Genomic DNA, 21617 nt, shown 5'->3' on the forward strand with positions numbered 1-21617 from the left:
TGGCAGACCGCGACACCGGACGTATGTTTAGCGACAAGATCCGGCAGGTCTATCTGGAGCTTCCCTGGTTTACAAAGGAAGCAGATGAATGTGAAACAGATTTTGAGCGTTGGCTCTATTTACTAAAGCATATGGATACATTAGAAAGAATGCCCTTCAAAGCACAAAAAGCCGTCTTCGACAAACTGCTCGAAGTGGCGGATGTGGCTAATCTGAGCAAGGACGAGCGTGTCCTGTATGATGAAGCCCTGAAACGTTATCGCGATTATAAGAATACGATAGACTATGCGGAAGAGAGAGGTTTGGAAAAAGGACTCAAGATAGGCGAAGAGAAAGGATTAGTCAAAGGTAAGGCTGAAGAACAACGTCAGATTGCTGCAAACTTGAAAAAGCAGGGAGTTAATATTGAAACGATTGCCCAATGCACCGGTTTGTCGATCGAAGAAATAAAAGAATTGTAATTGGTTTATACTATAATATTGAATCAGCAAAGCTTCGGATAATTCTGAAACTTTGCTGATTTATCATTGATAGTTTGAATAAGAATACAATTGAATGATAGAACACCTCTGTTCCTTTGTTAAATCACTGTATAAATCCGCAATAGTATTATCACTCGTCTTTTTTCGGAATAAATCTGGACAAGTCGCCTTGATCCAGTCGCAAAAATACAGAAAAAACATAATATCAGCTTGTTCCGCCTTATTTTTATCGTCTGGGAACAAAATGGCAACGTCCTTTTAATAGGAGTTGCCTACATCTGTTCTTCTGCTGTTTAAACTTTAGTTTTCTCCTATAGAAACTTTTACCTCGCTCTATCTCTCTCCATTGAAAGGTGAAGATGGTATATATAGTGGTAAATGATTGGGAATAATTGTAGATAATATGAACTTATTTCCTATCTATGAAACGTCGGATACTTGTTATGGAACCGGTATCCGATACCCAGCATCAGATAGTTAGGAGTATGGAAGTTTTGCAGGTTATATCCGATATGGATGAATGAGCTTCGGGTAACCTCGATTTTGAGGGCCAGTACCTGGTAAAGGCCTTTCAGGTCGCCACCCCGGTGGATCACATTTCCTCCCAGGCCGATGCCGACAGTGAAATAAGGCATCACATACTCTGCTCTGGCAGAAAGTCCCAGCGCCATCTGGTAACTGAGCGGCGGACGGTAAAAACGATCGGAAGAATATTGGTCGGCATAAATATTGGCACTTTCATCATAGACACCGTCCAACGATACACCTGCCCGGAAGTTATACCCGAAATTATACATCGGATTAATGTTGAATCCTGCTACGGCAAAAGCCCCTGGAGCGGCAACTTGTCCCTCTCCGACATATACCCCTTTCCGTCGCCAGGAACCGAACAAAACGACGTCATAACTGATATGGCGGGGGAAATTCGGTACGGGTGACCGGAAGAAAGGTTTGGAGAAGCAATCGCCATTCCTGTTGAAGTTGTATACCAATCCTACTTTTAATCCGATCGTATTCAGCCCGGCATTTGGAAACCGGGTGTTACCATTCGAGAAATGCGTTAAATCTACACCGGCTGTCAGGTCTATCTGCTTCGAAAGCATATAGTTCAGGTAAAAGTTGGTGTTGATATAGGCATTTATTTTCGATCCGATCACTTTGTTGTATGAATTCTCGTATTCATCAAAGGGCTTCCAGCCGAACGATACTCCGAAGTTCCACTCATAATTAAAAGATAAGCGTGGGTTGAACCGAGCGATCCGGGCTCCCTGGAAGAGATAGAGGGCTATCGGGCTTCCTAGTTCTTCTTTACTCTCTAAAGAATAATAAGCCAATCCGATACCCTGGTAAGCACCTCTGTAAATCCGGTCGGTATAACTGTTCGGATAGTACTGGAAAGAGTATTTCAAATGGGCGGAAATCGATTGGTCGATTGTTTTATTATACCTGTTATCTCCCCGCAGAAAAGAGTTGGTAGGGAAAATATAAGTCGGTCGGCCGTCGATTCCCAGCCGGTGAATCAATCGCCGTGAATAAGCAACGGAGTCTACTCCGCCTCCCGGTACATTCTCATTGTTTCTATTTTCTGCAAGTGCTATATCAGACAAGAAAAGCATGGTAATCAAAACGACCATTACTTTCAACCTCTCTATTTCCATACGCCGCTCCACTCGTTTGTTATTTGATTCATGTAAAGGGATAGGTCCCCTATATTTCGCAAATATAATATTTTGAAGCGGTTAGATAGCCTATTATGTATTCTTTTTTTATTTATCCATCTTTTGGGTGATCTCCTGTATGTCCTGGAGGGTGAAGTTTCCTACTAGCTGGATAACGCTGAAACTTTTATCCGTGTCGGCCAGCATGATAAGTTCGCTGATCAAGTCTCCTTTTTGTTTTACATAGAAAGTAGCACGGGTGTTGCCATCTTTTACACGCATTAATTCTTCGTGGTCTTTACTGATCAGCCCTTTAAAGTCTTTGCGCATGTTTTCTTTTTTGGTGTTATCTTCGGTCGAGAGCACTTGCAGGCCTTCTATCTTACCTTTCATGTTCATCAGGTTGAGGCCATTGGTTTCGAAGTTGGGCATCATCTGGAACATTTTCTTGGAGATATAGACGGAGGTGACGTTATCCATTTCGGAGTATTTGTCGAAAAGCTTGTTTTGTGCAAAGCAGATGCTTGTGCAGCACAGAAAGAGAATGAGCAATATATTTTTAGTTTTCATCTTGTTAGTCTTTTAAATGTTTGTTCAGGATATTGTTTACTTTATTCATTTCCTGTTGAGCTTCGTTTACCTGTTCGATGCCCTTGTTCAGGTTTACAGACATGAAAGCGAGTGCTTTTTGGGCGGCGATGGCGGCTTCCTGCGGATTAGTATACGTGTCTGCCAGCTGATTTTCCTTCTCGGGGGCGACAAACTGGAAGATACCTACGCATAACAGTGCGACGGCAGCGGCTCCGCTGAACCAATAGAGGGAACGACGGCGGAAAGATGAGCGCATCGTCTCTTTCTTTTCGGTGGTAGCCCAGGCATCTATCTGCTGTTCCAACCGCTCGGAAAGTCCTTCCGGCAATATCTGATCCTCCTGGAGAACCTTGTCGATTAATTCATCTATCTGTTTATCGTTCATATCCGTATAATTTTTCAAATTGTTCCCTGATTACTTTTCGTGCCCGGGAAAGTAGCACGCGTATGTTTACGGCACTCAGGCCGGTTATTCGTTCTATCTCATCCATCGAGCAATCTTCGATACCTCTCAGTCTGATCACTTGCCGTTGGTTTTCGGGTAACCGGTTGATCAACTGCCTGATCTGTAGCTCCTTGTCTTTTGTTTCCAGTTCCTTCTCCGGTGAGGAGCCGGCGGTCAGTGTAAATACGCTTTCAATATCTTCTTCCCGGCGGTTAGCCTGGGGTGACCGGAGAAAATCGAGACAGAGGTTTTTGACCAATGTGACACAGAAGGCTTCCGGATTCTCTATGTCGGGCAAGTCATCCCGCTTATTCCATAGTTTATAGTAAGCATCCTGAAGGATATCTTCTGCATCCGATTTGTTATCGACAAGTGCATAAGCAATTCGAAAAAGCTTGGGGTGGAAGGAAAGGAACTTTCGTTTGAAGCTCTCATTATCCATTCCCATGATCTTTCATCACTTTATCTATATCGGATTGTTTGATTTTGCCTTTGATACGTACCAGGGCATTGCTGTTGCCGGTGGTAAGGACTACAAGTTCGCGGATCATATCATTTTCGATGCGTACCAGAACCTTTGTACGGCTGTCTTTTTCGTTAGAGGTGACCATCGTTTCAAACAGCGGGTCTTTCAACTCTTTGATTGCTTTCTCAAAACGTTCTTTCACTTCTCTTTTGCAATCGCCGAACTCAAGTACTTCGATGCCGTTAACCCCCATTGTCTCTGTGAACATACTGGCAAGTTTCATAGTTATATTACCTATCTTGACATGGTTGATCTGTTCTATTTTGGAGAACTCGTTGAACAATTGGTTCATTGTCTGGCTGTTTCCTACCTGGCAGATCACTAGTAGCGCCAGGATAACAAAGTATCGTTTCATCTTTCTATTGAATTAAATGATTACTAATTCTGTTTGTTCCAGCCTTTCCTCGTGCGCACTTCGGAGAGGCTTCATAAGGTAGACGGGAACAGAGAATAAGTTGTTACAAAGAAAGAGAAAAAAATAATGCGGCAATGTATTAATAGGGCAATGTCCAATTATTTTGAGACGGTTGCTTTATCCTTACTTTCCGCTATTTCAACGAAATAGACACTCGAACAGATCAGTGCGATGGCGATCATTTGGTACCAGCTGAAACGATCCTGGCCGATGGAGAGGGAGACGATGGTGGCAACGATCAATATAATGTAGCCGTATAAAGCGACCAGCGTAGTGCTCAGGTATTTGAGGCCTATCGGAATCAGAAGATAACTGATCGTGGTAGGAAAGATAAGGACAAACATCAGGATAAGGAAAGGTTGCCATTCGAAATGACTGAACAAATGGCCGTGGAAACCGGTGAAAGCCATGACGATCAGGGATGAAACAGCCGCTCCCAGGAAACTATACCGCAACATATTGAGCGAACTGACCTTGCCCAGTACGATATTGCTTATAATAAGGTAGGCTGCATAAGCGATCGAGCTGAGTAAACAGAGCATATTGCCCGTAAAAGCGTCCGAAGCCAGATCGTCGCTTTTCTGGGTCATGATGCAGAGCAATGCGCCGCCCAGCCCGATTACAATACCGATCACTTTCATCGCCGTGATCCGTTCCCTGAGGAAGATGACCGACAGGATAAATACCCAGATCGGTTGCAGGCTGCTGAACAGCGAACTGGATACCGGTGTCGTCTTGCTGACTCCTATCAGGTAGAAGAACATAAAGCCGTACAGCCCGATCGCCCCCAGCAGGAACAGGGTGATCTTCTCCCGCCGGGTCGTCTTCTCTTGTTTCCAGAACAGGCTGATGATCCAGAATACCGCCGCAGCGAATACACAACGGAACATAACACCTGTCAGCGGAGCGATCCATAAGGGTAGGAGATATTTAAGTGCATTTGCATTCAGACCGCTAAAGGTTTTCGATACGATCATACTAAGGTTGGCTTCTATCTTTTTATTCTTCATACTGTATACTGTTGTTTATGCTTTTTTATAACTGTCGTTAAACAGGAACGAATCTTGTTTTATATAGGCCCATACAGCGGCGATCAATGCGATGATCATATTCAGGATAAAGGGGAACTGTTGCGAGCTGACGTTGAACAGAGACTGGAATAAGTCGATGATAAAGGGACAAAGCAAGATTGCGAGATAGTTCATCGACATGACGAATGCCAGTGCCAGAGTGATCTTGTTGGGTAACGCGGTGCGGGTTGTTTTATCGTAGGCGATGGGCTGTACTACGCCGTAGCCGAAACCGATCAGGATACATCCTAGTCCGATTAGCCATTCCGTACGCGAAATAAGGATCAGTCCCATTCCTGCTGCCACGAGGAGCAGGCAGTAGAACTTCGTTTTCTTTTTCCACGATGCCACGATGCGGTTCAGGAAGAATCCCGGAGTCATAATAGCCAGAAAGAAAAGGGAGATCATAATGCCGGAATTGCCGCTGGTAAAATGATAGGATTTCATCAGGAAAGGCAGATTGAAGGTGACTATTACCACCAGATAGGTGATCAGTCCGTAGAATGACATGATCTGCAACAGGTGGTTTACCTGTATGCCGCTTTTGCCGTAAGCGGTGTCCGATGGATTGGAATCGGGGAGGATAACGTCGGCCGGTTTTATCTCCGAAGTATCGAGTGTCATGTTACTTTTTAGGTAGTAAGACAGGACGATGGAGATCAGTGGAAACAAATAAACGACAAACGGAAGGTGCCAGTTGATCTCGGCCAGATAGCCGGTCAAACTTGTTGCCATTACCAGGGTGATGTTAGTGATGGCTGAACTGTATCCGAATTGTTTTGTCCGATATCCACCGGTGAAAAAGTGAGAGATAAGCCCGGTTGACAAGGGAACGATTAATCCGGACCCTATGCCCAGCAGTGCACTTACAGCGATCAGTTGCCACATTTTGCCGGATAACAGATACAGCAGGCCGCTTAATGAGAATATAACCAGACCGATCTGTAGTAATTTTATAATGTTGATCTTTTCAGTCAGCTTTCCCGATAGGATTATAAACGGAATGATAAGCAATGAAGGCAGTGATGAGAGCATTTGGATGTCGAGCTCAGTCGATCCCGGGAATATGGTCGAAAGCTTTCCTAAAATGGGGGATACGGCAAGTCCAGGGAGTGCGTTGAGTGCCGAGATAGACCATATACCGATCAATGTGATAAGAGGAATAGTCCCCTGTCCGGTTTGTACTTTCATATTTTGTGCATTTAAGTTTTCCTCTATAAACAAAATGCTGAGAATGAAAGTTTAGCGACTTACTCCTGTCTTTTCAGATTTTCTCTGAATTGTGTTGGTGTAACTCCTTTAATCTGTTTGAAGGTCGTACTGAAATATCGCTGGTAAGCGAAACCTACTTCGTCTGATATTTCTGTGATACTTAATTGCGAATGTGTCAGTAGTTGTACTGCTTTTTCAATGCGTATCCGGTTGATGTAATCGTTTGCTCCTATACCAGTCAATGCCTTGATCTTATTGTAAAGAGAGGTGCGGCTCATTGCCATCTGGTCGGTCAGAAAGGCAATATCCAGCTTAGAGTCATTCAGATTATCATTGATTACTTTGCTTAGTTTAAGCAGGAATTCTTCATCTATATTGTTCGGTTGGTTAGGTCTTAACTCTGCAACATAGCTGATGTCCATGTATTTTTGCTTGATGATCTCCCGGTTTTTCAACTGATTTCTGATAACTGTTATCAATAGATCGAGTTCGAAAGGTTTGCTTATGTAAGCATCTGCTCCCAGGTTATATCCGATTTGGGTACTGTCTGAGTCGCCACGGGCGGTAAGCAGTATGACCGGGATGTGACTGGTATGGATATTCTGTTTGATGTTTTTACATAATTCATATCCATCCATACGGGGCATCATGATGTCGCTGACAATGATGTCCGGCTGTTTGTTTTGGATAACTTCCATTGCATTTATGCCGTCTTCAGCAGTATAGATGGCTTTAAATCCCCATAATTCATTTTTCAGGAAGGTGCGTAGCTCCTGTTTGTCTTCTACAATCAATACCGTATAGTTTTCGGTAGAAATTTGGGTCATGATGGTTTCTTCGGGGATGGTTATGTTATTCCCGTTGTCATAGAGCAGGATAGAGGTATCTGTTTTTTCCTCCTGCTCTGCATGTAAAGGTAATTCGAAATAAAAGGTGGCTCCTTTGTCTTCATTATTATATGCTCCGATCTTACCTCTGTGCATTTCGATCAGTGCTTTGGCATACGAGAGGCCGATACCGCTGCCATGTTGGTCATGGTTTCCCTGATAGAAAGGTGTGAAGAGTTTATGGGTATCTACATTACTTAATCCGATACCCTGGTCGCTGACTGTTATGCGGATGTTTTCCCTGATTGTTTTGGTGGCGACTGTTACCTGAGTATTAGGGAAGGTAAACTTCAGTGCGTTCATCAGAAGGTTAGACAGTACGATTTCGCATTTTGCCTTGTCGAAAGAAAGGGTGTCGATGGTATCGTCAAGATGATAAACCAGCGTAATTTGTTTGGCTTCGAATTCGTTTCTGAAGTCTTCACAGACCGATTTGATCCATTCGTTCAGTAGATACGGCTTTTTGCGCAGGATGTTTTTATCTTCTTTTATCTTATTGATGTCGAGCACCATGTTAATCAGGTTTTTCATCTGACAGGCCTGGTTGTAAACGCTCGTTAGTTGTTGCGTCATTACCTCCGACTCTGGTTGCTTCTTTGCATCCAGTAAACGTTTGAGGGGAGCGCAGATCAATGTAAGTGGAGTACGTAGTTCGTGACTGATGTTTATCAGGAAGTGAATACGTTCTTCACTGGCTTTCTCTTTATGCTCTTTTATCTGTAATGAAAGTTTTAATTCTTTCCTTCTGATAATATTGCGGATAATAGTAAATGTGACACAGACGATTAGTAGGAGCAGGCCTGTAATAACCCATGTGTTTCTGTACCAGGGAGGGGTGACGGTGATTCGAAGTAGCTCCTGACTGGGACTCCAGTCGCCGTTTTTAGTATTACAGGAAACTCGTATTGAATAATCACCCGGAATCAATGTGCTTAGGGTGAGGGCATGGCTATACGACTCGGTATAGGAACTGTTGGGGCCAACAATATTGTATTGGAAAATCCTTTTCCTGAATACATCCTTTTCTTTGGAGATCACTTTGATTACCACTGAAGAATGGTTCCAGGGTATTTTAATCTCTTTCTGGGTTTCCAGCAGTTTGGGAGATAAAGAACTGCCGTCTACCAATACATCCATTAATTCGAGTTTCAGGGGATGTTCGTCTTCGATAGATATCTTTTTGTTTATTTTGACCAGTCCGTATACTCCGCCGAAGTAGATATTTCCGGCAATGGAGGTGGGGGGATAGGCAAAAGGCAACTCGTTGGGTTGGAATCCATCCGACTCCCCCCAAATTGTAAATTTGTTCTTTTCGGTGTGATAGGAGAATAGCATATTTTGTGCTCCGATCCACAGGCGGTTTTCGTCGTCGAGTAGCAGGGTCGAAACATTATAAAAGAGTTGTGTTTCTATTTTTTGGTAAACTCCGGTTTTGGAGTCGTAGCAGCTGAGCCCATTGTCTGTTCCCAGCCAGAATTTACCATTTTTGTCGCGACAAGCGGCTTTTATCGTCTCGTTTTTGTTAATCGAAAATATGGCCTGCAGACTGTCATTTTTGTGCTGAACTTCAAATAGTTCATTATTATTGATCAGATAGGCGGCGTCATCTGTAAATCCGATCAATACCAGTCCGCCCAAATAGTCCAGATCTGTTTTGAAGGATGAGAAAGTATTTTTCTCCGTATCATAAATATAGGCATAGTTTGACAGAATATATATTTTGTTTTTAGATACCCGGTTGGCATAGGTGATATAGAGTGACTGATAGATTTTCTGGTTTATTTCGGAGTTCATAATGATAAATGGTCGGCGGCTGCCTGTCTTTTTATTGAATAAGTAAGGTTCTTTACCATACAGGCAGAGTAGTAACTCCGTATCCGAGTAATCGGTGATCGAAACGATTTTCTCGTTGTAGGTATTGGGGTAATGTTGGAATGTATTCTCAAAGGGGTTATAACGGTTGATGCCGCCTCCATCCGTTCCTATCCACAGGATACCATCTTTATCTTCAAACAAACTGATGACCGTTTTTTCGCTCAAGCCGTATGTACTACCCAAAGCCACATCCTTATATGTTTTTATAAAGACTTCTTGTACACCGATGATACCGCCACGAACGCTCCCGGCCCATATATTGCTTTCGTCGTCTTTATATAAACAGGTGATCGAGTTTACAGGCATGGAATTGATATCGCCGGGAATATGTACTAAAGAAGATATATCCATATCCTCATCTAGGATATTAATACCCCCACCATCTGTGGCTATCCATAATTTTCCGTCTTTCTCTTGTATATCCAGTACGATGTCGTTGGTCAGGGTAGAGTTGGAACTGGTGAGATGCCATTTTTCTTTTCCTTCGGCGGAGTAACAAATAACTCCTTGTCGATAAGGGGAGACGTATACATTCTGCTTACTGTCGACGAATAGAGATGCTATTCCGCTTTTTTGACAGAAAGAGACTTTTTCAATGAGATGATTGGTAGAGTTATAACTCCAAATTGAACCTCCGCGGTCTGATATTAACCAGATATTCTCTTTCCAGTAGACAATACGATGAAAATTTTTAATAGAGGTATCGCCTATAGTGGGGAGCTCTGTGATTGTTTGTGTTTGATACTTATATTGATGGAATGTATTATATCCTCCGAATATAATTCCACCGGGAGTAAAAGAGTACGAAAAGAAAGGTTTGTTTTTAATTACAGGGGAGAAAGAGTCTTTTTCTTTATCGTATTTCGCCAAGCCATTATTAGTTCCGGCCCAAAGGTTATGTAATGAATCTTCGGCAATAAAAAATATCCGATTTCCCGGAAGACTGTTTGGATTAGATGGATCCTGAAAATAAGATTTTATTTCATGACGGTCGAAGCTGTTCAGTCCGGAAGAGGTACCAATCCACATTAATCCTTTATGATCGATTAAAATGCAGTTAACGGTAGATTGGGATAATCCTTTCTCTATTGTTATTAGCTGGAAGTAGTAATCGGTATTTGCTTTTATTGTAGTATTGCATAAAAAGCCAACTATAACAATAGTAAAAATAGTCATTGAAAAGGAATGTCTCATTATCTGTCTGATAGAAGTTAACATAGTATTAGTAGAACTATTTAATAAATAAAACCAGTGATTATCTTATTAAGAGATTTAGTTTCACAAAATTAGCAATTAAATTTTTATAAACAGATAGAAGGGAATATTCTTTTGATAAAAAGCAGTGGCTGCTTAATCGGTTGATAATTATCTCCTTACTGTCTGTAAATAACATAGTTCTACTAAGACTATGGTGTTTATTTATCAAAAAAATAGAATTTATTCGTTTTTGAATACTCTTTCTTCTTGATATATACTTGTAGATATTTAAAATATGAACATTTCCTGATCTGAAATGATTAATATCGGATGCAAAAGATCTGCAGATGCAACATCTTTGCTACCATACTTTTTAATCTTGAAGAATATGGATCTAACTTATTTAAAATCCTTAGTGTATGGAGCCTTTTCTTTTTTTCTGCTAGCCGCCTGTACAACGACAGTACCTCCGTCTTTAGTGTTGCCTGTCCCTGAACCTAAACAGGTGGAATGGCAAAAGATGGAAACATATGCCTTTGTACATTTTGGTATGAATACCTTTACTGACTCGGAGTGGGGATTTGGTGATGCCGATCCCAGCCTCTTTGATCCTTCGGATCTGGATTGTGAACAATGGGTACAGACCTTTGTAAAAGCAGGAATGAAAGGAGTGATACTTACAGCAAAACACCATGATGGTTTTTGCCTGTGGCCTTCTGTCTTTACAGACTATAGCGTGAAAAGTTCGCCCTGGAAAGACGGGAAAGGTGATGTGGTACGCGAACTTTCCGACGCATGTAAAAAATACGGTATCAAGTTTGCTGTTTATCTTTCTCCTTGGGACAGGAATCGAGCTGATTACGGTAGTCCTGCCTATGTAGAGTATTTCTACAATCAACTGAATGAATTAATGACTCAGTATGGGAAAGTTTTTGAAATCTGGGTTGATGGTGCGAATGGTGGTGATGGTTGGTATGGAGGTGCTAAAGAGGCACGACAGATAGATCGTAAAAACTACTATGATCTGGCCCGACTTTATAAAATGGCCGCCGAACTTCAACCTCAGGCCATGCTTTTTTCCGATGGAGGGCCTGACTGCCGCTGGGTAGGTAATGAGAGCGGTTATGCGGGTGAAACTAATTGGTCTTTCCTTAGAAAAGGAGTAGTGTATCCTGGTTATCCCAAATATCAGGAGTTGTCATCCGGGCATGCCGATGGTGATCAATGGACTCCTGCCGAATGCGATGTATCGATGCGTCCGGGCTGGTTTTATCATCAGAGTGAAGATAGTCTTGTTAAAACGGTAGATCAGTTGAAAGATCTATATTATCGAAGTGTAGGTCATAATGCTACTTTATTATTGAATTTTCCTGTTGATAAAACAGGAAAAGTAAACCCGACTGACTCGGCAAACGCTGTTCAATGGCATCAGGAAATACAGAAAGAGCTAGCAGACGATCTCCTTGCCGGATTAAATCCTAAGGCTTCCGATACTCGTGACAGGGAGTTCTCCACAAAGAATCTGACTGACGGGAATTGTGATACCTACTGGGCAACCGGGGATAGTACGTTTAGTGCTTCTCTCATTTTCTGTTTACCCCAAAAGGTGAGTATAAATCGCTTGGTTCTTCAGGAATATATTCCATTAGGACAGCGGGTAAAGAAATTTGTAGTGGAGGTTTTTGTTGGAGATGTATGGGTTCCTGTTGATACCCGGGAAGAAACGACGACGATTGGTTATAAGCGAATACTTCGCTTCAATACCGTAGGAACAGATCGGTTACGTATCCGTTTCGAAGAGAGTAGAGGGCCTTTGTGTATATCTAATATAGAAGCCTATTGTGTTGAATGAAAATCCTGCTTTTAAGCGGAATCTGAACATTTTCGGATATACTTTTGATTAAAATCGGATGTGTATTGTAAGACTTATTAAGAATTTTGTCTCGGTTGACTTTTGCTTCTAAAATATAAATGAAAGACTCAAAAAGGGAGCCGGACAATCAAATAGTATTTAGTTCTACTTAAATTTAATTTTATGAGAAAAATTTATGCAACCTTCTTGCTGGCATTAATTTGCTGTGTTTGTTTCGCACAACTGAAAGTGAGTGGTATTGTTGTGGAAGATCCGGGTAATGAACCGCTGATTGGTGTCGCGGTTGCCGTTAAAGGAACCAATCAAGGTACTGTAACAGATGTGGATGGGAAATTTACCATCGAAGTTCCAGTGGATAAAGTATTATCCTTCTCTTATTTAGGTATGGTTCCTCAGGATATTAAAGTGAAAAATAGTATGGGACCTCTTACCGTTAAAATGAAAAAAGATGCGATGAATCTGGATGAGGTCGTTGTTGTTGGTTATGGTTCTGTAAAAAAAGTGAACCTGACAGGTGCAGTTGCTTCAGTAGATAGCAAAGTCCTCGAAGACCGTCCGTTGGTCAATATCGGACAGGGTTTGCAAGGAGTAGTTCCTAACCTTGTTGTTACCCCAGGTAATAGTCGTCCGGGTAAAGGTGCTGAGTTTAACATCCGTGGTACGACATCCATCAATGGTGGTTCTCCGTTGATCCTTGTGGATGGAGTACAAATGGATATCAACTTGGTGAATCCGGAAGATGTGGAATCTATTTCCGTATTGAAGGATGCTGCTTCGTCCGCTATTTATGGTGCTCGTGCTGCTTATGGTGTAATTTTGGTTACGACTAAATCAGGTAAAAAGAATGTAGCACCTCGTGTATCTTTGAAAGCTACGGTAGTATTCAACCAACCGACAGTTCTTCCACAGCCCATGAACTCTATGGAGTATGTCAACTTTATGAATATGGTAGAAAGAAACTCCGGCGGTGGTGATGTGTACAGTGCGGATGTCATTAAACGTGTACAGGCTTACTATGACGATCCTGTAAATAATTTACCTGTTTATTATGATCCAACGGGAGGTAACCAACGTTATCAATATGTTGGTAATACCAACTGGGTAAAAGAAACGATCAAACCTTATAGTGTGAACCAATTATATAATGTGGATATCAACGGTGGTTCCGAAAAGACCACTTATTATGCATCTTTGGGTATCATGGATCAAGGAGGTTTGATGAAACTGACTGATGATGTTTTTCGTAGATATAATGCAAATATCAATGTTACTACCGAAATTACGAAGTGGCTGGAAATTTCAGCTAAAACAAAGTATTCTCATGGGGATACAGAAGGTCCTTCCGGAGGTAAATACTATGATTATAATACAGGAGTATTGGGGTATGACTTGAATCCGCTGCTGCCAGTCCGCCATCCGGATGGAAACTATTCAGGCCAGGGGTCTATTACTAATGGCGCGGCTTTGGCTGCCCAGGGTGGTCGCACGAATGTATTAACGAACGACCTTTGGTTTACAGGAGGTGCAAAACTAACTCCGATGGCTGGTCTGACTGTTAATGCTGATTATACATTCAACTATTATTCACGTGATTATAAGCGTCATGATCGTAGTTATAAAGAGTATCTTGCTGTTCCTGGTGTATATGTAATGTTCCCTCATACTAATCCGAATAGAGTAACCCAGTATAACAATGCAGATTATTATTCAGCATTCAATGCTTATGCAGATTATACCAAGCAATTGGGTAAACACGGCTTAAAAGCAATGATCGGTTATAATCAGGAAACCAAAAAGTATTCAGGTTATGGCGTAAGCCGTACAAATCTGATCAATAATGAATTGCCATTTTTAGGACTGGCTACGGGTACTATGAACATTTACACAAGTAATGTCGGTTCATGGAATTCTAATATACCGGAAGATCTTCCCAGTGATAATGAATTAGTAAAAAATGCAAACCAGGAATGGGCGATACAGGGATATTTCTTTCGTTTGAATTATAACTATGACGATCGTTATTTGTTAGAAGTGAACGGACGTTATGACGGATCATCGCGTTTCCCATCTTCAGGACGTTGGGCTTTTTTCCCATCTTTCTCGGCAGCTTGGCGTTTGTCTAAAGAATCATTCATGGAAGGAACAAAAGGTTTTCTGGACGATCTGAAATTTCGTGTATCTTATGGTGAATTAGGTAACCAGAATATCGGAAACTTTGATTACATGCCGTCTATGCCTACAAATACTAATTTCCAGTATATCTTCGGTAATTCTCAACCGGTGGCTGTTACAGCTCCAGGGCTTGTAAATCCTAATTTTACCTGGGAGACTGTAAGACAGGTTGACTTAGGTCTTGACTTCACTATATTGCAGAACCGTTTGAAAGGAACATTCGATTGGTATAACCGTTATACTCTGAACATGCTAACTTCTCCGGCTCCGCTACCTAACGTACTTGGAGCAGGACAACCGGGTGATAATGCGGCCGATCTGAAGACTTACGGCTGGGAAGTGTCTCTGAACTGGAATGATGTGATTAAGAGTTGTGATTTATATTATAACATAGGTGTTGTATTATCAGACAACCAAACGAAACTTACCCGCTTTGATGTAACTGACCCTGCTATTGGTGCTAACCGTCCGGGTAAGATGTGGGGTGAAATCTGGGGATACACTTCTGATGGATTTTTTCAGACGGATGAAGAAGCTGCAGCTGCCAATCAAAGTCAGCTTTATGGTGGAAAATGGTATGCCGGTGATGTCCGCTATAAGGATTTAAATGGAGATGGTAAAATTTCGAATGGAAAAGGAACAGTGGCTGATCCGGGTGATATGAAGATTATCGGTAATACAACTCCCCGTTATTCTTTTGGTATTACAGGTGGTGCACAATGGAAAGGGATTGGTCTGCAATTGTTCTTCCAGGGAGTTGCTAAACGAGATGTTCCTCCCGAAGGGAACTTCTATGGTGCTCGTCGCGAAGTGGCTCCGTTTAAATCAGCTTTGGATTACTGGACTCCGGAAAATCCGAATGCCCGTATTGCCCGACAGAGCTACAGTAATGGAAACAGGCAAACTCAGACCGGTACGTTGCAGAATGCGGCTTATATGCGTCTGAAATCGCTGACATTGTCTTATGACCTTCCTAAGCAGTGGGTATCTGTAGTTAAGATGCAGAATGTGAGAGTTTATTTCACAGGTGAAAATATGTTCACTTTGACGAAGCTATATCGTGATTATGACCCTGAGCAGACAGATAATATTTACGCATATCCTTTGGCTCGGATGTACTCATTAGGTTTAAATGTTATTTTCTAAAACTAATATCGTAATACATTGATAAATATGAAAAAGATAATATATTCAATTATAGCAGTTTTAGCATTCTTTTTTAATGCCTGCGACTTCACGGATGTGACTCCGGAAGAAAGATTGTCTGATGTAAATTTCTGGAAAAGTACGACAGATCTGGAATTATATTGTAATAATTTCTATACAAATTTCGATGCGGCTAATCCTACTTACGATAAAGTCAGTGACAACCGTTATGGTAATATTCCCGATAACTGGTTGTTGGATCAGGTTTCGAACAATGACGGAACTTATACTGGTAATTGGAATTGGGAAACAATCAAGAAAGCAAACTATTTTATGACCCATTATCAAACGGCAGAAGGGACTGAAGCAGATATTAACCAATATGTTGGAGAAGTCCGTTTTTTTCGTGCGATGGACTATTTCAAGAAGGTCAAACTGTTTGGCGATGTACCTTGGTTTGATAAAGATCTGAATATTAACGATACTGAGTTACTTTATAAGGCACGTGATCCTCGTTCAATGATTGTCGACAAAATTATCGAAGATCTGGAGTGGGCAGCTGCTAATATGAAAACAAAAAGTAAAGTAACGGCCGGTCGTTTGCACAATATGGCTGCTTATCAGATGTTGGCACGTGTTTGCCTGCATGAAGGTACTTATGCTAAATATCACGGAACTCCGGGAATTGATTCGAATGCTTTAATCCGTAAAGCTGCAGAAGCTGCTAAAAAAGTGATGGATGAAGGTGGATTCAGTATTTTTAAACAGGATATGCCTGAGATGTATAAAGCAGTTTTCAAAGATCCTTCTTTGCCTCAGTTTGATGGAAAGACGTTCCCCATGTATTATTACAGTGCATTCAACCAGGTAGACCTGACAAACAATCCAGAAGCTGTGTTATGCCGTATTTATATAACCAATGTAGTTATGCATAACACTCCACGCGTATTGGCAGAATGGGGTGTCGGTATGAGTAAGGATTTGGCAGATAGCTATTTGTGTGAAGACGGTCTTCCCATCTCAATGAGTCCATTATATTTGGGCGACGACTCAATTACGCTCGAAGTGCTTAATCGCGATCCGCGTATGCGCCAGACATTTCAGAATAAAACGGCTATGGTTTCTTATGATAATGGCAAAGTGAGTGTATCTGGAACCACATCTGTGGCTCCTGCAGCCAACCCCGGAGGATATGCCAATATGAAGTTTGGTCATCCGGATTTGATTTATCAACAGCCTGCTGGTTGTGATATTGACTGGTACCTTTTCCGCTATGCTGAAGTATTGCTTATTTATGCAGAGGCAAAAGCTGAACTGGGAGAATGTACTCAGGATATACTTGACCAGACAATTAACCAATTGCGTGATCGTGTTGATATGGCTCATCTGAAAGAAAACGTCGGCTTTACAGATCCTAATTGGCCAAACTACGGATATACAATTAGTCCGTTACTTCAGGAAATCCGTCGTGAACGTCGCATTGAGTTGGTAAACGAAGGCTTCCGCTACGATGATATCATACGTTGGGGAGCTGCTGAAGCTATCTTTAATCATAATCCGAAGATTATGTTGGGTATCGTTGTAAATGACGATGTGATAAAACGTTATCCGGAAAACACATTTGGAGAAGGTAAAGTTGAATTGATGGAAATTGGTGGAAAGAAATATGTCAGACCTTATCCGGGACTGACAACTTATAAATGGACTGATCGCCATTACCTATATCCATTGCCTCAGGATCAGTTACAGATCAACAAGAATTTAACACAGAATCCCGGCTGGGAAGACTAATCTTGGATCTTTATAGATAAATCAACCCCTGTAAGCCATTTGTTTTGGTTCGCAGGGGTTTTCTCTTGTGTTTTACTTATTAATAAACTCCAAATTAACCAAAATCAAAGAACAATTGCCGGTAGCAGCTGTTTTTTGCCATACAAATCGACGCACGAATGTCGGTTGCGCCAATTCTTAAATAATTAAAAACAAAAAGACATGAAAGATTCAAGTTTTAGAGAAGGTGATGCCAAAACAGCTATTTTTGGCTCGAATGCGATGTTGCACCCAGCTCCGGTAGATGTGATTCCCGATGGTCCTACCACTCCGGAAATTGCTTACCAGATGGTAAAAGACGAAACTTTTGCCCAGACTCAACCCCGTCTGAACTTGGCTACATTCGTTACCACCTGGATGGATGATTATGCAACGAAGTTGATGAATGAAGCGATCAACATCAACTATATCGACGAAACTGAGTATCCGCGTATCGCCGTGATGAATGCCAAATGTATCAACATCATGGCTAACCTGTGGAACAGCCCCGAGCAGGCACAGTGGAAAGCCGGTGCCCTGGCGATCGGTTCTTCCGAAGCATGTATGTTGGGGGGTGTTGCTGCCTGGTTGCGTTGGCGCGAAAGAAGAATAGCACAAGGCAAACCGACCGACAAGCCTAACTTCGTTATCTCTGCCGGTTTTCAGGTGGTATGGGAAAAGTTCGCCCAATTGTGGCAGATCGAAATGCGCCAGGTGCCGTTGACACAGGAACATATCACACTCGATCCGCAGGAAGCCCTGAAGTATTGTGATGAAAATACCATCTGTATCGTTCCTATTCAGGGTGTTACATGGACAGGTCTGAACGACGATGTGGAAGCTTTGGACGCCGCCCTCGACGAATACAATGCAAAAACAGGTTACGAAATCTGTATCCACGTGGATGCAGCTTCCGGTGGCTTCATCCTGCCGTTCCTGAAACCCGAAGTGAAATGGGACTTCCGCCTGAAATGGGTACTTTCCATCAGCACTTCCGGACACAAATTTGGTCTGGTATATCCGGGCTTAGGATGGGTTGTATGGAAAGACAAGAAATACCTGCCGGGCTCCATGTCTTTCAGTGTTAATTATTTAGGTGCAAACATCACTCAGGTCGGTTTGAACTTCTCTCGTCCTGCCGCACAGATACTGGGACAATACTACCAGTTCATCCGTTTGGGCTTCCAGGGTTATAAGGAAGTACAGCAGAACAGTATGGCTGTTGCCGACTATCTGCACGCTGAAATCGCTAAGATGGCTCCGTTCCAGAACTACAGCAAAGAAGTGGTGAACCCGCTGTTCATCTGGTACCTGAAACCGGAGTATGCTAAGACTGCTAAATGGACATTGTACGACCTGCAGGATAAACTGAAACAGAGCGGATGGATGGTTCCGGCTTATACGTTACCTGAAAACCTCGAAAACTGGGTCGTTATGCGTATCGTTGTCCGCCAGGGATTCAGCCGCGACATGGCAGACCAGTTACTGGGCGACATCAGCAATGCCATCACCGATCTGGAAAAACTGGAATATCCGACTCCGACCCGCATCGCACAGGACAGACAACAACCTGTCAAAGGTTCTGTCTTTACACATACAGGAACTCCTAAATCAACTAAATAATTTGTCGTATGGATAAGAAGATTTCCGTTTCACAAATAAAAGAAGCGGCTCAGGAGGCCTACGAAAAGTTTAAGACGAATACGGGAGGCAAGAATGCCGATTATATCCCTTACCTGGCTAATATAGATAAGAACTTGTTCGGTATCAGCATTTGCCTGATGGACGGGACAGTGATCCAGCTGGGCGACTCCGAATATCGTTTTGGTATCGAGTCGGTATCTAAAGTGCATACAGCAATACTGGCTCTGCGTCAGTACGGTGCGGAGAAGTTGCTGGAAATGATCGGTGCCGATGCAACCGGCTTGCCTTTCAACTCGATCATGGCGATCCTGCTGGAAAAGGATCATCCTTCCACTCCGCTGGTCAATGCCGGTGCGATTACTGCCGATAGTATGGTGCAGCCGATCGGCGACTCTGCGAAGAAATGGGAGGCCATCGTAGCCAACATCACCGATCTTTGCGGCAGTGCACCGCAACTGATCGACGAGCTTTATAAATCGGAGTCGGCCACCAACTTCAACAACCGCTCTATTGCCTGGCTGCTGAAGAACTACAACCGTATCTACGACGATCCGGATATGTCGCTCGACCTGTATACCCGTCAGTGCTCGTTAGGAATTACAGCCGCTCAATTATCTATCTGCGGCGCGACGATTGCCAACGATGGGCTGAACCCGGTATCGAAAAAACAGATATTCGACGCTTCCCTGTCGCCAAAGATCACCTCGTTGATCGCTACCGTAGGTTTTTACGAACATACCGGCGACTGGTTATATACTTCCGGTATCCCTGCCAAGACAGGTGTAGGCGGTGGTGTGATGGGCGTAATGCCCGGCCTGTTCGGTATCTCTGCTTTTGCACCTCCGATCGACAGCGCAGGAAACTCCGTGAAAGCTCAGTTGGCTATCAAATATATAATGAATAAGCTGGGTCTGTCCATTTTTAATGGCGACCGAGTAACAATTACTGAATAGAACAGTTTATTCTTTTAATTGGCAAGCCTCCTTATCCCTCGTTCAGAGGGCGGGAGGCTTGTTTGGTTACTATATTTCAATTATTTCTATAATTACCATATCGTTATGGATAAAACAACCTTCTTCACCTACGCCGACACGCTGGTGAAACATAAACGCAAGGCGGGCAAACATGCTATTTATTAGAGATCATGCCATTTCTTTAACATGATCTTTTCACAATTTGAGTATACCTGATCAAACAGTTCTTTGCACTTTTTACGGAGAAGGCGCATACGGGTTCCAGCTTCAATCATATCGTTATAATCGGGAAGACCTTTCCCGTTGATAAGCGTAGTATGTTCGCCACCATAGCCTTCATCCGAGCGGGTGAGATCGTAGGCGGGTGATAATTGCCAACCGTTATTGATATATAAAAAGGCAAAGTTCTTGGCATGGTCGTCTTTATTACCGGTCAATACGTTGAATACCATCCGACGAAACATTTCTTCCACCTGTGATTGCTGCTTGGTTAAATAGCTGGTTGCCTGCATTAAAGCGATATAATCGAGAGAGGGGTAGCGAAAGTCCACGTCCAGTAATCCGGCTACGGTGAGGGTGTGAATACGTTGTCCGTTGTGGATGTCGAAACGTTTTACACCAAAGTACTTCCCTTCGAACAATCTTGTTTCCGGCATATTGATACCACAAGCTTTGGCTGTAAGTGAATATTGATATTCTTTCTGTCCCATATCCGACGGATCATAAGTATGCCTGAATTTGATTAACCAGGATTCACCATCTACATTGAGCAGGCATTTGGGACGACATCCACCTGAGTTTCCGCTGTTGTGGTATAAAATATCGATGTTATCCAACGATTTTTCATTTAAGACATCATCTGCCAGTTGTTGTAGGGAGTCGAGGCTGGGAAGTTTCTTAGATATACCGACTGCTGTCTCCGGTAAATAACATAAGGCTCCCATACCACTTGAGCCTACAATACTTAGGCGTTGCAGTGGATTTAAAGTAAAGTCGTCGATGCCTTCTTTCAAAAGCATCTTATGGAGTAAATATCTACCATAGCCATCCGGCAGGCTGTCGGCAAATACACCGAAATTGCCGTAAAACGGTGTTGAAGGCGCTTCAAATAATTGGTTTGTGAGAGGTAATTTTAGGGGAGATATTGAGAAACCGTCAGTAAGCCATTTTTTGTCATACTGAAATATACAGTTACCTTTGGGAGAGATGGCTATCATACCTACAAGCCTGTCATGATAGTATACATTTAGTTTGGAGATTTCACGTATCATATTCTCCCTCTCTTTCTGGATTTATTGGTATTGATGTCATTCAGTTCCTCGATAGTTGTATACCGGGGTGTTTCCATTAATTTCAGCAACTCTTCGGAGTATCCGAGGGCGACGGCAATAGCAATGAAAGATTCCAGAGATATCTTACCTTCATCTTCGAATTTACGTAAGGTGGCAGCGCTGACTCCAGATAGCTCTGCCAGTTTATTTCTGGAGAGATTCTTTTCGAGCCTGCGCTGTTTAATACGGGCGGCATATTCTGTTATTATATCTTCGCTACGGGTAATTCCCGGTATAAATTTAATATACATCATTGTATCAAATAAGTTGCTATATGTAACATTAATGCTATAATGGTATCAATAATATG

The 21617-nt window shown here is 42.5% G+C and carries 15 protein-coding genes and 1 pseudogene; 6 read left to right on the forward strand and 10 right to left on the reverse strand.

Going from position 1 to position 21617, the window contains the following annotated elements; all coding sequences use genetic code 11:
• On the forward strand, window positions 1-461 hold a 461-nt coding region (locus QZ076_RS01695), incomplete at its 5' end, for an Rpn family recombination-promoting nuclease/putative transposase (RefSeq protein ID WP_293709725.1).
• 437 nt (window positions 462-898) lie between these two features.
• Here the strand turns inward: QZ076_RS01695 and QZ076_RS01700 are convergent.
• From QZ076_RS01700 to QZ076_RS01735, 8 genes are all read right to left on the reverse strand, one after another.
• Complete coding sequence (locus tag QZ076_RS01700; RefSeq protein ID WP_293709727.1) at window positions 899-2140, reverse strand: acyloxyacyl hydrolase; 1242 nt, start codon at window positions 2138-2140, stop codon at window positions 899-901.
• Between the two features lie 108 nt (window positions 2141-2248).
• A complete protein-coding gene (locus QZ076_RS01705) occupies window positions 2249-2710 on the reverse strand; it encodes a DUF4252 domain-containing protein (RefSeq protein ID WP_293709729.1) in 462 nt (153 codons plus the stop codon).
• A 4-nt stretch (window positions 2711-2714) separates the two neighbouring features.
• Window positions 2715-3116: a hypothetical protein gene (locus QZ076_RS01710; RefSeq protein ID WP_293709731.1), complete on the reverse strand. Its 402-nt coding sequence runs from the start codon at window positions 3114-3116 to the stop codon at window positions 2715-2717.
• Window positions 3106-3618, reverse strand: a complete 513-nt coding sequence (locus QZ076_RS01715) for a sigma-70 family RNA polymerase sigma factor (protein ID WP_293709923.1) — start codon at window positions 3616-3618, stop codon at window positions 3106-3108. Before QZ076_RS01715 ends, QZ076_RS01710 begins: the two co-directional genes overlap by 11 nt.
• Window positions 3611-4057: a DUF4252 domain-containing protein gene (locus tag QZ076_RS01720; protein WP_293709733.1), complete on the reverse strand. Its 447-nt coding sequence runs from the start codon at window positions 4055-4057 to the stop codon at window positions 3611-3613. Before QZ076_RS01720 ends, QZ076_RS01715 begins: the two co-directional genes overlap by 8 nt.
• Window positions 4058-4215: 158 nt before the next feature.
• On the reverse strand, window positions 4216-5127 hold the full coding sequence (locus tag QZ076_RS01725) for a DMT family transporter (RefSeq protein WP_293709735.1): 912 nt from the start codon (window positions 5125-5127) through the stop codon (window positions 4216-4218).
• A 15-nt stretch (window positions 5128-5142) separates the two neighbouring features.
• Window positions 5143-6378: an MFS transporter gene (locus QZ076_RS01730; RefSeq protein WP_293709737.1), complete on the reverse strand. Its 1236-nt coding sequence runs from the start codon at window positions 6376-6378 to the stop codon at window positions 5143-5145.
• Between the two features lie 59 nt (window positions 6379-6437).
• Window positions 6438-10379 (reverse strand): two-component regulator propeller domain-containing protein, encoded by a 3942-nt coding sequence (locus QZ076_RS01735; RefSeq protein WP_365324261.1) that lies wholly within the window; start codon window positions 10377-10379, stop codon window positions 6438-6440.
• A 367-nt stretch (window positions 10380-10746) separates the two neighbouring features.
• Between QZ076_RS01735 and QZ076_RS01740 the strand changes: the two are divergent.
• The 5 genes and pseudogenes from QZ076_RS01740 to glsA all read left to right on the forward strand — a co-directional run.
• Window positions 10747-12198, forward strand: a pseudogene (locus tag QZ076_RS01740) (alpha-L-fucosidase); the annotation flags it as partial.
• A 195-nt stretch (window positions 12199-12393) separates the two neighbouring features.
• Complete coding sequence (locus QZ076_RS01745; protein WP_293709741.1) at window positions 12394-15549, forward strand: TonB-dependent receptor; 3156 nt, start codon at window positions 12394-12396, stop codon at window positions 15547-15549.
• Window positions 15550-15576: 27 nt separating this feature from the next.
• Window positions 15577-17340, forward strand: coding sequence for a RagB/SusD family nutrient uptake outer membrane protein (locus QZ076_RS01750; RefSeq protein ID WP_293709743.1), 1764 nt, complete (start codon window positions 15577-15579; stop codon window positions 17338-17340).
• A gap of 201 nt (window positions 17341-17541) precedes the next feature.
• Window positions 17542-18981, forward strand: coding sequence for a glutamate decarboxylase (locus tag QZ076_RS01755; RefSeq protein WP_293709745.1), 1440 nt, complete (start codon window positions 17542-17544; stop codon window positions 18979-18981).
• Between the two features lie 8 nt (window positions 18982-18989).
• On the forward strand, window positions 18990-19955 hold the full coding sequence (gene glsA / locus QZ076_RS01760) for a glutaminase A (RefSeq protein WP_293709747.1): 966 nt from the start codon (window positions 18990-18992) through the stop codon (window positions 19953-19955).
• A 182-nt stretch (window positions 19956-20137) separates the two neighbouring features.
• On the opposite strand, the gene QZ076_RS01765 is transcribed toward glsA, so the two are convergent.
• Both QZ076_RS01765 and QZ076_RS01770 read right to left on the reverse strand, forming a co-directional pair.
• Complete coding sequence (locus QZ076_RS01765; RefSeq protein ID WP_293709749.1) at window positions 20138-21247, reverse strand: type II toxin-antitoxin system HipA family toxin; 1110 nt, start codon at window positions 21245-21247, stop codon at window positions 20138-20140.
• Window positions 21244-21561, reverse strand: a complete 318-nt coding sequence (locus tag QZ076_RS01770; protein WP_233577140.1) for a helix-turn-helix transcriptional regulator — start codon at window positions 21559-21561, stop codon at window positions 21244-21246. Before QZ076_RS01770 ends, QZ076_RS01765 begins: the two co-directional genes overlap by 4 nt.
• Window positions 21562-21617 lie beyond the last annotated feature (56 nt).

The sequence above is a fragment of the uncultured Parabacteroides sp. genome (genome assembly GCF_905196875.1).
Taxonomy (GTDB): domain Bacteria; phylum Bacteroidota; class Bacteroidia; order Bacteroidales; family Tannerellaceae; genus Parabacteroides.

Coding starts and splice junctions, on each gene's coding strand:
- QZ076_RS01700 (WP_293709727.1), bottom strand. CDS start 2,140: ATGGAAATAGAGAGGTTGAAAGTAATGGTCGTTTTGATTACCATGCTT.
- QZ076_RS01705 (WP_293709729.1), bottom strand. CDS start 2,710: ATGAAAACTAAAAATATATTGCTCATTCTCTTTCTGTGCTGCACAAGC.
- QZ076_RS01710 (WP_293709731.1), bottom strand. CDS start 3,116: ATGAACGATAAACAGATAGATGAATTAATCGACAAGGTTCTCCAGGAG.
- QZ076_RS01715 (WP_293709923.1), bottom strand. CDS start 3,618: ATGGATAATGAGAGCTTCAAACGAAAGTTCCTTTCCTTCCACCCCAAG.
- QZ076_RS01720 (WP_293709733.1), bottom strand. CDS start 4,057: ATGAAACGATACTTTGTTATCCTGGCGCTACTAGTGATCTGCCAGGTA.
- QZ076_RS01725 (WP_293709735.1), bottom strand. CDS start 5,127: ATGAAGAATAAAAAGATAGAAGCCAACCTTAGTATGATCGTATCGAAA.
- QZ076_RS01730 (WP_293709737.1), bottom strand. CDS start 6,378: ATGAAAGTACAAACCGGACAGGGGACTATTCCTCTTATCACATTGATC.
- QZ076_RS01735 (WP_365324261.1), bottom strand. CDS start 10,379: ATGTTAACTTCTATCAGACAGATAATGAGACATTCCTTTTCAATGACT.
- QZ076_RS01745 (WP_293709741.1), top strand. CDS start 12,394: ATGAGAAAAATTTATGCAACCTTCTTGCTGGCATTAATTTGCTGTGTT.
- QZ076_RS01750 (WP_293709743.1), top strand. CDS start 15,577: ATGAAAAAGATAATATATTCAATTATAGCAGTTTTAGCATTCTTTTTT.
- QZ076_RS01755 (WP_293709745.1), top strand. CDS start 17,542: ATGAAAGATTCAAGTTTTAGAGAAGGTGATGCCAAAACAGCTATTTTT.
- glsA (WP_293709747.1), top strand. CDS start 18,990: ATGGATAAGAAGATTTCCGTTTCACAAATAAAAGAAGCGGCTCAGGAG.
- QZ076_RS01765 (WP_293709749.1), bottom strand. CDS start 21,247: ATGATACGTGAAATCTCCAAACTAAATGTATACTATCATGACAGGCTT.
- QZ076_RS01770 (WP_233577140.1), bottom strand. CDS start 21,561: ATGATGTATATTAAATTTATACCGGGAATTACCCGTAGCGAAGATATA.